This is a genomic window from Bacillus hominis, assembly GCF_018332515.1.
Taxonomy (GTDB): domain Bacteria; phylum Bacillota; class Bacilli; order Bacillales; family Bacillaceae_G; genus Bacillus_A; species Bacillus_A hominis.
The window spans coordinates 16,748-30,982 of the sequence record NZ_BOQD01000159.1 but is presented as its reverse complement, the minus strand read 5'-3'; the positions used below and the strand labels follow the sequence as shown (position 1 = coordinate 30,982).

General features: G+C 36.2%; 18 protein-coding genes. 14 read left to right on the top strand and 4 right to left on the bottom strand.

Translation table 11 applies throughout. The features are described 5' to 3' along the window. Positions 1-16: 16 nt before the first annotated feature. The 4 genes from KI356_RS16480 to KI356_RS16465 are packed head-to-tail and all read right to left on the bottom strand — an operon-like array spanning position 17 to position 3,438. Positions 17-1,102, bottom strand: a complete 1,086-nt coding sequence (locus KI356_RS16480; RefSeq protein ID WP_212935922.1) for an ABC transporter permease — start codon at positions 1,100-1,102, stop codon at positions 17-19. A 12-nt stretch (positions 1,103-1,114) separates the two neighbouring features. Next, entirely contained in the window at positions 1,115-2,182 is a 1,068-nt protein-coding gene (locus KI356_RS16475; protein ID WP_212935921.1) for an ABC transporter permease, read from the bottom strand. Then, positions 2,172-3,053: an ABC transporter ATP-binding protein gene (locus KI356_RS16470; protein ID WP_212935920.1), complete on the bottom strand. Its 882-nt coding sequence runs from the start codon at positions 3,051-3,053 to the stop codon at positions 2,172-2,174. Before KI356_RS16470 ends, KI356_RS16475 begins: the two co-directional genes overlap by 11 nt. Next, positions 3,019-3,438 carry a GntR family transcriptional regulator gene (locus tag KI356_RS16465; protein WP_128281055.1) on the bottom strand — a complete coding sequence of 140 codons (420 nt, stop codon included), beginning with the start codon at positions 3,436-3,438 and terminating at the stop codon, positions 3,019-3,021. Before KI356_RS16465 ends, KI356_RS16470 begins: the two co-directional genes overlap by 35 nt. Before the next feature lie 166 nt (positions 3,439-3,604). Between KI356_RS16465 and dacF the strand changes: the two genes are divergently transcribed. From dacF to KI356_RS16395, 14 genes are all read left to right on the top strand, one after another. Further along, positions 3,605-4,795 carry a serine-type D-Ala-D-Ala carboxypeptidase DacF gene (gene dacF / locus KI356_RS16460; RefSeq protein ID WP_078180755.1) on the top strand — a complete coding sequence of 397 codons (1,191 nt, stop codon included), beginning with the start codon at positions 3,605-3,607 and terminating at the stop codon, positions 4,793-4,795. A gap of 165 nt (positions 4,796-4,960) precedes the next feature. Beyond that, entirely contained in the window at positions 4,961-5,311 is a 351-nt protein-coding gene (gene spoIIAA / locus KI356_RS16455; RefSeq protein ID WP_002088460.1) for an anti-sigma F factor antagonist, read from the top strand. Beyond that, the gene (gene spoIIAB / locus KI356_RS16450; RefSeq protein WP_001243400.1) at positions 5,312-5,752 is read left to right on the top strand and encodes an anti-sigma F factor; all 441 of its coding nucleotides are present in this window, start codon (positions 5,312-5,314) and stop codon (positions 5,750-5,752) included. 12 nt (positions 5,753-5,764) lie between these two features. Beyond that, positions 5,765-6,523 carry an RNA polymerase sporulation sigma factor SigF gene (gene sigF / locus KI356_RS16445; protein WP_002122210.1) on the top strand — a complete coding sequence of 253 codons (759 nt, stop codon included), beginning with the start codon at positions 5,765-5,767 and terminating at the stop codon, positions 6,521-6,523. 138 nt (positions 6,524-6,661) lie between these two features. Beyond that, positions 6,662-8,188 (top strand): sodium-dependent transporter, encoded by a 1,527-nt coding sequence (locus KI356_RS16440; protein ID WP_212935919.1) that lies wholly within the window; start codon positions 6,662-6,664, stop codon positions 8,186-8,188. Then, positions 8,188-8,286: a methionine/alanine import family NSS transporter small subunit gene (locus KI356_RS16435; protein ID WP_000016829.1), complete on the top strand. Its 99-nt coding sequence runs from the start codon at positions 8,188-8,190 to the stop codon at positions 8,284-8,286. The genes KI356_RS16440 and KI356_RS16435 overlap by 1 nt, the downstream gene beginning before the upstream one ends. Positions 8,287-8,403: 117 nt before the next feature. Continuing rightward, positions 8,404-9,024, top strand: coding sequence for a stage V sporulation protein AA (locus KI356_RS16430; RefSeq protein WP_088059954.1), 621 nt, complete (start codon positions 8,404-8,406; stop codon positions 9,022-9,024). Continuing rightward, positions 9,017-9,433: a stage V sporulation protein SpoVAB gene (spoVAB, locus tag KI356_RS16425; RefSeq protein ID WP_033711986.1), complete on the top strand. Its 417-nt coding sequence runs from the start codon at positions 9,017-9,019 to the stop codon at positions 9,431-9,433. Before KI356_RS16430 ends, spoVAB begins: the two co-directional genes overlap by 8 nt. Positions 9,434-9,445: 12 nt before the next feature. Continuing rightward, a complete protein-coding gene (gene spoVAC / locus KI356_RS16420) occupies positions 9,446-9,904 on the top strand; it encodes a stage V sporulation protein AC (protein ID WP_128281058.1) in 459 nt (152 codons plus the stop codon). A 13-nt stretch (positions 9,905-9,917) separates the two neighbouring features. Beyond that, positions 9,918-10,934: a stage V sporulation protein AD gene (gene spoVAD, locus KI356_RS16415; RefSeq protein ID WP_128281059.1), complete on the top strand. Its 1,017-nt coding sequence runs from the start codon at positions 9,918-9,920 to the stop codon at positions 10,932-10,934. Positions 10,935-10,937: 3 nt separating this feature from the next. Further along, positions 10,938-11,288: a stage V sporulation protein AE gene (gene spoVAE, locus KI356_RS16410; RefSeq protein WP_002122198.1), complete on the top strand. Its 351-nt coding sequence runs from the start codon at positions 10,938-10,940 to the stop codon at positions 11,286-11,288. 5 nt (positions 11,289-11,293) lie between these two features. Beyond that, on the top strand, positions 11,294-11,863 hold the full coding sequence (spoVAEA, locus tag KI356_RS16405; RefSeq protein WP_002122197.1) for a stage V sporulation protein SpoVABEA: 570 nt from the start codon (positions 11,294-11,296) through the stop codon (positions 11,861-11,863). Next, positions 11,850-13,322 carry a spore germination protein SpoVAF gene (gene spoVAF / locus KI356_RS16400; protein WP_212935918.1) on the top strand — a complete coding sequence of 491 codons (1,473 nt, stop codon included), beginning with the start codon at positions 11,850-11,852 and terminating at the stop codon, positions 13,320-13,322. Before spoVAEA ends, spoVAF begins: the two co-directional genes overlap by 14 nt. 95 nt (positions 13,323-13,417) lie before the next feature. Then, positions 13,418-14,221 (top strand): Cof-type HAD-IIB family hydrolase, encoded by an 804-nt coding sequence (locus tag KI356_RS16395; protein ID WP_128281062.1) that lies wholly within the window; start codon positions 13,418-13,420, stop codon positions 14,219-14,221. Positions 14,222-14,235: the final 14 nt, after the last annotated feature.

Genomic DNA, 14,235 nt, shown 5'->3' with positions numbered 1-14,235 from the left:
CTCCTTTAAAAGGAGGTTATTTCACACGCCAAGAAAATTTAAATTTTAATAAGCGAGATAATAGTAGGTAGACTATCGTACTGGTCCCTATAAAACCAATATAATAATTTAAGATAGAACGACTTCCTCCCGCTGCCATTCCTCCAAACATTCCAATAAAGATTACACAACATATCATACATAGTGTTTTGAGCTTCGGATATAATAGAAAGTTTCCGTTTTGTTCATTAGGTGATCTTGTATATAAGTACATTCCTAAAGGTAATAGAATAAGTATATTTGCGATTGGACCGATAAGTTTCGTTGCTGAAGGAATATAGGTAAAATTAGGTTCATCATGACGTACGCCTTGTTGATCAGTATAAGCACGTTGAGGATCGTAATTAAAATCAATATTGAATCCGCGAACGGGCGCTAAAATACTCACTTTTTCTATTACTGAGCCGTAACGATCTACATTCTCCTCCGTATAGACGGTATGATTGGAAATAAGTCCAACCGTATGAATAGAAATAGCTCCGGCAATTAGAGTCGGCAAAATAAAAGGGAATCCAAGTATAGCAACACTGAAGAGTCCTTGTGAAATCATATTACCAGCAATTGTTCCTATGCATAATGCAAGTGTATAGATAGCAATTAAGATGATAACCATGTATAAGAAGTAAGTATGAAATGGTGAAAATATTTGATACTTATTATGAAAGGTTGTCTTTTTCATAATAGCAAAAAGTCCCCAATTCAATATAACGATAGCTACAATATTACACACACCAAAAAGCCATTTCGTCATGAAGAGATGTTCCCGTTTAAATGGCATGGACCATAGAATGTCACTTGATTGATTTTGACGCTCCCATCCAATAAGGATGCAGGCTAATGCAATAAGGAGTGCTCCTTGAACCATGATAGCATCGGGAAGTGAAAGGTGATAATTGTACCGGTATATATATTTCCATTCATTATGTTCATGTAAATATTTTAGTTGCTCGGCAGCTGCTAAATAGTATTTATATGATAGTACATAAAAACTTACTAACCAAAATAGCCAAACAATATATTTACTTTGCTTGTAGGTATGCACCCATAATGCTTTTTGAAACATAGGATCTCTCCTTTAAAAAACTTTATAGTTTGTAAGACGTGATAATATAAAATAAGTGGCGATTCCAAATAAAAAGAACCCAACATAGTAACTAAATAATAAATCAAAACGTTTTAACATTTGCCCACCTATTAATGCAAAATAAAAGGTAGTAACCCATATCCAGAGTGAGTTGTATTTTGGAAAAAGGAAAATTTTCTTATTATGTTCATTAGGTGACCTTGCATAAAGAAACATCCCAATAAGTAAACTGAAAATTGTATAGAAGATAGGAACAAGTATTATTTTTGCAGAGTAATAACTATGAAAAGTAGGTCCCCTTTGTATTGCTTTTCCATGATCTTCATATGATTGGACAGTAGGGTGGTAATTATAACTAATTGAAAAGTCTAATATAGCGCTTGAAATGTTGGTTTTTCTATTGAATTCATAAACGTTTTCGAAACTCGTATAACTTTTATTCCCCTGTATTGCCTCAGTATGAGTTGTAAATAAAAAGAGTAAGAGTGAAAAGATTCCCATTCCCATTACGCAAAAAGTAATGCTAAAGATGCTTTGTGAAATAATACTTCCAGTAAATGTACCAATACATAAAGAGACAGTATAGATAGCAATATATGTGAAAATTGCATACAAGAAATATCGATGAAACGGTTCGAAAGATTGATATTCAAAGTGAATCGTAGATTTATAAATACAATACATAAAAATCCAATTGATCAGAAGTGATATTACAATGAAAAAAACACCGAAAATCCACTTTGATAAGAATATATCACGTCTTTTAAATGGAAAAGTCATTAGTGAATTTCCATTTTGATTACTTCGCTCCCAGCCAATTAATAGACAGGCTAGGACAATTGTAATAATACCTAACCAAAAGCTATTAGAGGAATAAAAAGAATAATAATAGTAGAACTTTTCTTCACCTAGTTTTTCTGGGTGGAGAAAGAGAGACTGTTGCGTTTCTGCTGCTTGATAGTATTCGAAAGATAAAAAATAAAGTGAACTGAAGAGAAAAAGCAACGCAGCATACTTCCCGCGCTTCCAATTCCACATCCACAACGCCTTATGAAACATACCCATCCTCCTCAAGTGTCGTAACGAAGACATCTTCAAGTGACATTGCTAATTCTTCAATGAGTATTGGTTGCTCTTTATAAAACTTTTCAAGTGTTGCAGCAACATTTCCTTCGATTAAAATCGTATATACTTTTCCCGTTTGATTTAATATTTTAATATTGCTTAAGTTTTCTAGTTTTTGAGGTAATGATCGCTCATAAGCAACTTGGATTTTAGCAAATTGTGATTTTGCATCGTCTAGTGATGTAATAGAATCTACTGTATGCCCTTTTAAAATAATGATTGTATCGGCAATTTGTTCAACTTCATCTAAATGGTGAGTTGAGATGAAAATTGTAATTTCTTTTTCTGCTACTTCTTCAACGAGAAATTGTAGAATCTGTCTTTTAACGATAGGATCAAGTCCGTTTGTCGGTTCATCTAAAATGATATATTCTGCTTTTGCAGCGAAAGCTAAAATGATCGCAAGCAGTGCTTTCATTCCTTTTGAGTAACTACGAATACGTTTGTTTGGTAAATTAAAACGTTCTAATATTTCATAAAAATATTGTTCATCAAATGCTGTATAAACGGCTTTATAAAACTTCACAATTTCATTTACTGTATATCCGTTCAGTATGTTAGTAGAATCCGGAACATAAGCAACCTTTTGTTTAATTTCAGGATGTTGATGAACATCTGTATCCTCATATGTAACAGTTCCTTTATCGGGGTCCAAAATGCCGACCATCGTTCGTAATAAAGTTGTTTTCCCCGCGCCATTTCTTCCGAGCAATCCGACGATACTACCTTTTTGTAATGTGAAAGAAACATCGTCTAAAATCGTTTGATTATCAATTGTTTTCTTCAGGTTTGTTACTTTCAACATCTGTATTTCCTCCAATCTCTTTATAGTATGAATCTATCCAATCGTGAATTTTATCTTTCGTAATCCCAAGATAAGAGGCTTCTAGTAATAATTGATGAAACTGCTTTTCAACCATAGCGATTTTCCTTTCGTCTAATGTTGGGGTAATCGATTGGGCTACAAATGTTCCTTTTCCTCGTAATGTTTCAATAATCCCTTGTCGCTCTAATTCTTGATAAGCTTTACTTACTGTATTTGGATTTATAACGAGCAAAGAAGCGAGCTCGCGTACAGAAGGAAGCTTATCACTTGGAGCTAACATATTTTTTAGTACGAGCTCTTTTATATTTTGAACAATTTGTTCCCATATCGGAGTGTTGCTTCTTGGATTAATTTGAATATGCAAGAGCAATGTCTCCTTCCTGATGAGTATTAAGTGTACTACTATGTGTAATACACTTAATACAATATAAGCAATGAATTTATTTGTCAACTGAAAATGATAGAAAAATATGGTATTAAAAATGAATAAATTGGAAAAAATAGGTTTGATATAGAATGGAGGGTTAGTCATGAAGCGAGTTTTTGGAATACTTGTTTGTTTCATGTTATTGCTTTCTGGTACTTCAGTTAGTTTTGCGCAATCTGAGAAAACGAAGCAGGAGAAAACAGAAGAAGCCACGCCGAAGTTAGCGGAACAAGCGTCGTCAGCGATCGTAATTGAGCAAGATACAGGTAAAGTTTTATTTGATAAAAATCCGAATGAAAAGTTACCACCTGCTAGTATGACAAAGATTATGACAATGCTTTTAATTATGGAACAAGTTGAAAAAGGAAAATTAAAACTGACAGATAAAGTGAGAGCGAGTGAACACGCAGCTTCAATGGGCGGATCACAAATCTTTCTAGAACCTGGGGAAGAGATGACTGTAAATGAAATGTTAAAGGGCATTGCAATTGCATCTGGAAATGATGCATCTGTTGCAGTGGCCGAGCATATCGCCGGTTCAGAAGAAGGGTTCGTAAATATGATGAACAAAAAAGCGAAAGATTTAGGACTGAAAAATACACATTTTCAAAATCCGACAGGTCTCCCGGCCAAAGATCATTATTCTACAGCGAATGATATGGCTATTATGGCGAAAGAATTGATGAAGTATCCACTTATTCGAAAATATACAGGTAAATATGAAGACTATTTACGTGAAAATACGGATAAGAAATTTTGGCTCGTTAATACGAATAAGCTAGTACGTTTTTATCCTGGAGTAGATGGAGTGAAAACGGGCTTTACGACAGAAGCGAAATATTGTTTAACAGCATCAGCTGAAAAAAATGGAATGCGTGTCATTTCAGTTGTTATGGGAGCACCTACTTCAAAAGAACGGAACAATCAAGTAACGAAGCTGCTTGATTATGCATTTGGTCAATATATGACAAAAAAATTGTATACACGTGGCGAAAAAATTAAGACTGTACAAGTAGGAAAAGGTAAGGAAGAAAAAGTAGATTTAGTTGCGTCAGACAATGTGTCTCTTCTTATGAAGAAGGGCGAAAATATGGACAAAGTAAAACAAGAAGTAATTGCAGAAAAGAAAGTGAAGGCACCGATTAAAAAAGGTGATGCACTCGGTACACTTGTTATTAAAAGAGATAAAGATGTTTTATTAAAACAAACAATTGTAGCAAAAGAAGATGTTGAGGCAGCTAGCTGGTGGGAGTTATTTAAACGAAGCTTTGGGATGTTTTCAACATCAAAATAGCGGTGAGAATTTTGCCGCTTTTCTGTTCGTATTTACTGGGATAATTGCTGAAAAGTTTCACTTTATGACGAAATAGTTCTTCTTTTGTCAGTAGGAAGGATTCTTGTTTTATATCACGAAAATCTTATGTTAATGAGTAAAGTTTGAGCATAAGGAGGAAATCGTGTGAGTCTTTCCATGCATTTAGAAGTAAAACGTGACGTCTTATGTGTGAGGCTAGAGGGTGAATTAGATCATCATACTGCTGAAGAGTTGCGAACGAAAGTAACAGATATGATTGAGACACATGGTGTTCATCATATTGTTTTGAGCCTAGAGAACTTAACATTTATGGATAGTTCTGGTTTAGGCGTTATATTAGGCCGATATAAACATGTAAAGGGATTAGGTGGAGAAATGGTTGTCTGTGCAATTTCACCGCCTGTTAAACGTTTATTTGAAATGTCAGGTCTATTCAAAATTGTTCGTTTAGAAGAAAGTGAAGCGCATGCGCTCGCGACGTTGGGGGTGGCATAAATGAGAAATGAAATGAACCTTCAATTTTCAGCGTTAAGTCAGAATGAATCATTCGCTCGTGTTACGGTGGCTGCTTTTATTGCGCAATTAGACCCGACGATGGAAGAGCTAACAGAGATTAAAACAGTTGTGTCAGAAGCGGTTACAAATGCAATTATTCATGGATATGAAGGAAATGCAGAAGGTGTTGTTTATATTTCAGTGATTTTGGAAGAAGCTATGGTGAAACTCACGATTCGAGATGAAGGGATTGGTATCTTTAACTTAGATGAAGCAAGACAACCCCTTTTTACAACTAAACCTGAATTAGAGCGTTCCGGAATGGGATTTACTATCATGGAAAATTTTATGGATGAAGTAGAAGTTATTTCAAACGAATCTTTCGGGACAACAATCCATTTGACAAAATACTTATCAAATAGTAACGCTCTATGCAATTAAGGAGAATAGCCAATGGACATAGAGGTCAGAAATGAGAAGAAGAAACCTCAGTTAAAGGACCACGAGCTAAAAGCGTTAATTCAAAAAAGTCAAGATGGAGATCAACAAGCGAGAGATACAATCGTTCAAAGTAATATGCGTCTCGTCTGGTCGGTTGTGCAGCGATTTCTTAATCGAGGATACGAGCCAGACGATTTATTTCAAATTGGATGTATTGGGCTCTTAAAATCGGTAGATAAATTTGATTTATCTTTCGACGTGAAATTTTCAACATATGCAGTTCCAATGATTATCGGTGAAATACAACGATTTTTACGTGACGATGGATCAATTAAAGTAAGTAGATCTTTAAAAGAAACAGGAAACAAAGTCAGAAAGATGAGAGACGAGCTTTCGAAAGAATTTGGAAGGGCTCCAACGATTAATGAGGTAGCAGAGGCTCTTGAACTAACGCCGGAAGAAGTTGTTCTGGCGCAAGAAGCGAGTCGTGCTCCTTCGTCGATACATGAAACTGTGTATGAAAATGATGGAGATCCAATTACTATTTTAGATCAAATTGCAGATCAATCGGAAACGAAATGGTTTGATAAAATTGCTTTAAAAGAAGCAATTAGAGAACTGGATGAACGAGAACGGCTAATTGTATATTTGCGCTATTATAAAGACCAAACCCAATCAGAAGTAGCGGAGCGCATAGGTATTTCGCAAGTACAAGTTTCAAGACTTGAAAAGAAAATATTAAAGCAGATGAAAGATCGAATAGATGAATAGCTATCTATTCGATTTTTTTTATTGTAATGAAAAGGAGAAGATTCCAACTATTTCTAATAATTTTACAGAATTTATTGAAAATTTAGTAAATTTAAAATATAATCCAAGTATGAACTTGTCACAAAGGGGGAAGGAAACATGGAAACGAGGCAACAATGGGGAACGAGGGCCGGATTTATTTTCGCAGCGGTCGGCTCTGCAGTTGGATTAGGGAATATATGGCGTTTTCCTTATACAGCGTATGAAAATGGAGGAGGCGCATTCTTTTTACCGTACTTATTCGCATTATTAACGACTGGTATTTCATTGTTAGCTTTCGAGTTTGCTCTTGGGCATCGTCATCGTGGTTCGGCACCACTTACGTTCTTCCGTATTCATCCACGTGCTGAGTTTATTGGATGGTGGCAAATGTGTGTAACGTTTATCGTTTCAACATATTATGCAGTAATTATTGCTTGGTCTATTTCGTATACGTACTTCGCAATTACTGGAGCATGGGGGAAAGACACGCAATCATTTTTATTTAAAGAATATTTACATGTTGCAGATAAGCCAGGGCAGTTTGGAGGGCTTGTGCCAGAAGTATTAATTCCATTAGCGCTCGTTTGGATTATTGTACTGGGTGTTGCATTTAAAGGCGTTAAGAAAGGAATCGAAGTTGTTAACCGCATTTTTATTCCGTTATTAGTTGTTATGTTCCTTATTATCGTTGTTCGTGCAGTGACAATGGAAGGTGCGATGCAAGGATTAGATGCATTCTTCAAACCAGATTGGAGTCGTATTTTTGATGGAAAGGTATGGCTTGCTGCTTACGGTCAAATTTTCTTTAGTTTATCGTTAGCATTCGGAATTATGATTACGTATTCTAGTTATTTACCGAAAAACTCAGACACAACAAATAATGCTTTTATTACTGGATTTGCAAATTCAGGATTTGAATTATTAGCAGGTATTGGGGTCTTTGCAGCTCTTGGATTTATGGCGAATAACATGGGGGTACCGGTTGATAAAGTAGCTAGTGCTGGTGTGGGACTTGCGTTTGTAGTATTCCCACAAATTATTAATGAACTGCCGATGTCACAGTTGTTTGGTGTATTATTCTTCTTATCGTTAACGGTTGCTGGAATTACATCACTTATTTCACTTGCGGAAGTATGCTTTGCCGCTGTATCTGAAAAATTCAGCTTAAGTCGCCAAAAGACGATTGGAATTATGGGAACGCTTCTCGTGTTAGTTTCACTTGTATTTGCAACACGTGGTGGACTTATGTTCCTAGATGTTGTTGATTATTTCGCTAACAATTTTGGATTAATTTCAATAGCACTTGTCGAAGTAGTGACAATAGGACTTATCTTGCGCCGTTTACCAGTTTATCAAAATCACGCAAATTTTGTATCTGATATAAAGTTAGGGACGTTTTGGAGAGTGAGTTTAATCGTTATTACTCCGCTTATGTTAGGGTATATGTTAATTGATGGTACAATCCAAAACATTAAAAAGAACTACGGAGATTACCCAACCGAGTTTGTTGTAACGTATGGTTGGTCAATTGCAGCAGCATTCCTAATAGTTGCAATAATCATTAGTTTGAAAAGATGGGATGCACAAATACATTCAGATTCTGCTAAGCTTGAAAAAGAATGGAAAGATCGAGGTGTTTCATGATGAGTGGATCAGCGATTATGATGATGGTGATTGGAATGGTAGTCATTTGGGGAGGACTTGCATTAAGCATCGCAAATTTATTTAAGAAAAAGGCATAAGCTGAAAAACATCTGTACCGAAACGGTACAGATGTTTTTTTTATGAAAAAATTGTATTAGAAAAAAATTCAATAACCATACTACAACTACGAGGAAGAGTGAAGAGGTGAATGAAAATTGGAACGAACAATTTATATTAAAATGCGTAATCGATTAAAAGTTTCTCCTACATATGAAGTAAAGCTGAGTGATGTTGCTCAACTTGCCGGAGATTCTGTGGTAGTTGAGTCGTTACAGGATGAGATAGTTTACAAAATAACAGCGCATGATAAGACACATGTTGTAATTGATGTTATGAAAATAATTGAGATTATTCAACAAAAAGCAGCTCACATACAAATTAATTTACTTGGTTCTGGACAAACTCTTGTTGAAATTATATATGAAAAAAAGAAAGTGCACCCGATTTTCTTCGGACTTGTATGGTTGTTACTTTTCATTGGAGCGGCCCTTGCGATCATTTATTTCCATGAGGATGTAAGTATGCAACAAGTACATCAACGGTTATATTACATGATTACTGGAGAGTTTAAGGAGCAACCGCTTTTATTTCAAATTCCATATTCACTAGGTCTTGGGTTAGGCATGATCTTATTTTTTAATCATGTATTTCAAAAACGCATTAATGAAGAGCCAAGCCCATTAGAAGTTGAGATGTTTCAATATCAGCAGTCACTCGATCAATACGTAATCGTTCATGAAAATAAGGATAATACGAAACAGATTGCTGATGATTGAGTGTGCATTTGTTGTATTAATTGGTTTAGCTGGAGGGATTGCTGTAGGGAGTGGATATGTTGCATTTTTAGCTGTTCTCGGTATAATTCCACGTTTAGCTCAATTAACGAGAAGTGGAAAGCATATTCAATATTTTGAGTGGGCAGTCATTGCAGGTACTTTAACAGGGGCTTGGTGTAGTTTGAAAAATATTACGTTTCAAACGTCACAATATTGGCTCGTAATATTAGGATTATTTTGTGGCACATTCATCGGAATGCTAGCTGCGGCGTTAACGGAAGTGTTAAACGTTTTACCTATTTTAGCGAAACGAGTAGGGGTAGAGGGTAAAATTGTTATTTTGCTCGTTGCTCTTGTACTTGGAAAAGTAATAGGATCATTGTTTCACTGGATTTATTTCGTAAAGTAGGAGGCGATATATATGGTAGGGCGAAAATTGAAAGATGATTACATAAATAAAGTGAAGGAGTACCATCCAAAACCGAACTATTTCATAAATTGTGTGAAGGCATTTCTTGTTGGTGGATTCATTTGTACCATCGGAGAAGTGTTGATGAAATTTTATATACATTACTTTCACTTTAGTGAGAAAGAGGCAGGAAATCCTACAGTTGCAACTCTCGTTTTACTATCAGCGATTTTAACAGGGTGTGGTGTATATGATAAAATCGGGCAGTTTTCTGGAGCGGGATCAGCAGTACCAGTTACTGGATTTGCGAATTCTATGGCGAGTGCCGCGCTAGAACATAGGAGTGAAGGGGTTGTTCTAGGGATCGCTACTAACATGTTTAAGCTTGCAGGAAGTGTCATTGTATTTGGAGTCGTCGGTGCATACATTATCGGCTTAATAAGATATACATTTCAAATTTTAATGTCTTAAAGGAGGGATAGGTATGAGATTGACAGGAAAACAAACGTGGGTATTTCAAAATGATATCTTCGTGAATGCAACTGGTACTGCTGTCGGTCCGAAAGAAGCTGAAGGCCCTCTTGGAAAGGATTTTGATATTTCATATTCTGACTTACATTGCGGAGAGGAAAACTGGGAACTTGCTGAACGAAGGTTAATGTCAGACTCGATTCAACAAGCGATGCAAAAAGGGAATATAAAAAAATCACAAATTGATTTCTTTTTAGCTGGCGATTTATTAAACCAAACAGTGACAGCAAATTACGTTGCGCGTGAGTATGGTATTCCTTTTTTAGGGATGTTCAGTGCTTGTGCGACGTCAATGGAAACTTTGGCGATTGGATCAGCTTTTATAGATGGTGGATTTGCAAATCGTATTTTAGCTACAGTAAGTAGTCATAATGCGACGGCTGAAAGACAATTTCGTTATCCAACAGAATACGGAGGTCAAAAGCCAGGGACAGCAAACTCAACTGTTACTGGAGCAGGGTCAATATTGATTAGCAATGAGGAGAGTGCAATTAAAATAACAGCAGCAACAATCGGCAAAGTACAGGATTTAGGAATTGCTAATCCTTTAGATATGGGATCAGCGATGGCACCAGCTGCTGCTCATACAATTCAACAGCATTTTGAAGATTTGAGAAGAAGTGCAGCTGATTATGATTTGATTGTTACTGGTGATTTATCAGCTGTGGGGACACCAATCGCGAAACAACTTTTACTTGAGGAAGGTTACGATCTTGGGCATATATATAATGATTGTGGATTAATGATTTACGATTCCGGTCAAGAAGAAGTGTTTGCAGGTGGTAGCGGTTGTGCTTGTTCAGCTGTTGTCACATATGGTCATTTATTACGCGAGATGCAAAAAGGGAATTTACAACGAATTTTTGTAGTTGCTACTGGTGCATTATTAAGCCCGATGATGATGCAACAGAAAGAAACGATTCCGACGATTGCGCATGGTGTCGTATTTGAGAGAGTTAAAGGAGAGTGAATTGTGGATTTTATATATGCATTTCTTGTAGGCGGAGCTATTTGTGTAATTGGGCAAATCTTGTTAGATTTCGCAAAGTTAACACCAGCTCATTTAATGGCAACTTTTGTAGTTATCGGAGCAATTTTAGATGGATTCGGATTGTACGATAAGCTTATAAAGTTTGCAGGTGCTGGGGCAACAGTCCCTATTACAAGTTTTGGACATTCACTATTGCACGGAGCAATGCATGCGGCAGAAAAACATGGATATATAGGAATTGGCATTGGCATGTTTAGTTTAACGTCTGCGGGGATTTCCGCAGCGATATTATTTTCATTTTTTGTTGCACTTATATGTAAACCGAAAGGATAAAACAAATGAGACGAAGGGTTGTTTTAGTCACAGATGGAGATGAATATGCAAAGCGGACAATTGAGCTGTTAACAAAAGAATTTGGGGGAAGGTGTATTTCAACATCGCAAAGTAATCCGACCAAATTGACAGGGAAGAAAGTTGTTGAGCTTATTATGCAAACGCCATATGACCCTGTATTTGTCATGTTTGATGACAGCGGATTTATAGGAGAAGGATCTGGTGAAAAGGCGTTAAAGTATGTCGCAACACATAAACAAGTTGATGTACTGGGTATTTTAGCAGTAGCATCTAATACACATCATTGGGAATGGGCGCGTGTAGATGTAAGTGTAGATCGGAATGGGAATTTGACAGAATACGGCGTTGATAAATTTGGACTCCCAGATGGTGAAATTGGCAGGATTAGTGGGGATACGATTTATTGTTTAGATGATCTGAATGTTCCTGTCATTGTGGGAGTCGGTGATATTGGCAAGATGTGCGGAAACGATGAATGGGAGAGAGGATCACCAATTACTAGAAAAGCGATTCAATTAATTTTGGAAAGGAGTGGGTTTTATGACGAAGCCTAAAAAAGTGAATATCCCGATTTCATCTTTTTTAAGTGATAATGAAAATTACCTAAAGCAAACAGTTGGGCTGGGTGTTACATACGATGTTGGTATTCGTAAATTTCAAATTTTAAATAAAGAAATTGGTGTGTTATTTGTAAATGGACTTTGTGATACGAATTATATTATCCCTATTTTAGAAGAAGCAGTGGATACAAATGAAATAAGGGATGTAGAAGAAGATACAGTAAAGCTTTTAGAGAATCGTCTAATTCATCAACAAGTAAGTAAAGTAAAAACGATGGATGAGGTAATGCTCCAAGTATTATCAGGACTCATCATTATATTTGTGGAAGGTGAAACAGAAGCGTTCGCAATAGATGTTCGTAGTTATCCGGGCCGGACGCCGACAGAACCAGATACAGAAAAGGTAGTACGTGGTGCAAGGGATGGATTTGTTGAAAATATCGTTGTAAATACAGCGTTAATTCGTAGAAGAATACGTGACCCACGTCTCCGAAATGAAATGATTCGAGTAGGAGATAGATCACAAACGGATATTTGTATTACATATGTACAAGATGTTGCAAATCCAGATTTAGTTAAGATTATAAAACAAGAATTAAATAACATCGATGTCGATGGAATTACGATGGCGGATAAAACAGTGGAAGAATTTGTTGTAAAGCAAAGCTATAATCCATTCCCACTTATTCGGTATACAGAAAGACCGGATGTGGCGGCGAATCATATATTAGAAGGACATGTGTTAGTACTAGTTGATACATCACCAAGTGTTATGATTACTCCAACAACATATTTCCACCATTTACAGCATGCAGAAGAGTTTAGACAAAATCCGGCTGTCGGTACATTTTTACGCTGGGTACGCTTTTTAGGTGTCTTATTCTCCTTGTTTTTACTACCATTTTGGTTAGTATTTGTATTTGATCCAACTCTTTTACCAGAAAATCTTGCTTTCATTGGGCCGAATAAGATGACGCATTTACCGATTTTATTACAAGTGTTGATGGCCGAAATCGGACTTGAGTTTTTAAGGATGGCAGCCATTCATACGCCGACATCATTGTCGTCGGCAGCAGGATTAATTTCAGCTATATTAATTGGTCAAATTGCAATTGATGTAGGTTTATTTGTGCCAGAAGTTATTTTATACGTAGCGGTTTCTATGATTGGATCATTTGCTACGCCGAGTTATGAACTAGGGCTTGGGAATAAGATAGGGAAATTGTTTGTAATTATTTTAACAGGCATATTTCATGAGATGGGATTTGTAATCGGAATGACGATACTGATTCTATTCTTAACATCTATAAAAAGCTTACAAACACCGTATTTATGGCCGTTTTTACCGTTTGATTGGGGCGCGTTAACGAAAATTTTACTCCGTCCAACTATGTCTAGTTTAAAAGTGCGTCCTAGTATTGTACGACCTCAAAATGTAAGAAGACAAAAATAAACGGGATTATGCTCCCGTTTATTTTTTATTGAAAATTTATTTTTTTTTAACAAAAACCAAACATTTTTTGTGTACACTTAGAGTAGATATTGTGTATGAAAGGGGAAGAGGACATGATTAAATTATTTGTAAGTGATTTAGATGACACGCTCGTTTACAATGTGAATGATATGCAAAAAGAAGATGAACGAGCGCTTTGTTGGCTAGCTGAAAAAGGGACAAATATTTGTTTTGCCTCTGGCCGTTTTACTCACCGAATTGATGAGGCGGTAAAAAGGTTTTCGTTCCCGTATTACACAACTAGTTTAAATGGAGCGACAATGATACTACCGGATGGAAAAGTATTTCATGAATCTAGTTTTGAAGATGGGGTTGCCCAGGAAATATATCGATATATACATAAAAAGGGACTAGCAGATATTGTTTGTGCAAATGAGCAGCGATATACAAAAAGGAAGAATGAACATCATCATACTTTTGAAGAGTATATGGGAGTGCATATCGCTGAAATCGAAGAATTAGAAGAGGAATTTGGGAAGACTGTACATCCTGCGAAATTGTTTGTTTTTGGAGAAGAAGAAAAAATTGTAGCATTAGATCAAGAGTTGCGAGATACATTTCATAGCGAAGCGGAAGTTTTTATATCGGGTAAGCGCTATGTTGACATTATGCCAAGAGGTGTAAGTAAAGGAAGCGCTCTGAAGCGATTAATGGAACATTTACAAATTGAAGCAAATGAAGTTGCATGTATTGGAGATTCTTTCAATGATATTTCTATGTTTGAAGTAACCCCGCACTCCTTCACCCTCCATCATGCTCATCCGTATGTGAAGGAGAAAGCAAATCATGTTGTTCGTTCGGTTGAAGAAGCTGTTATGAAATTACCGTTACTTGTATAAAAAAGAAGCTCGCC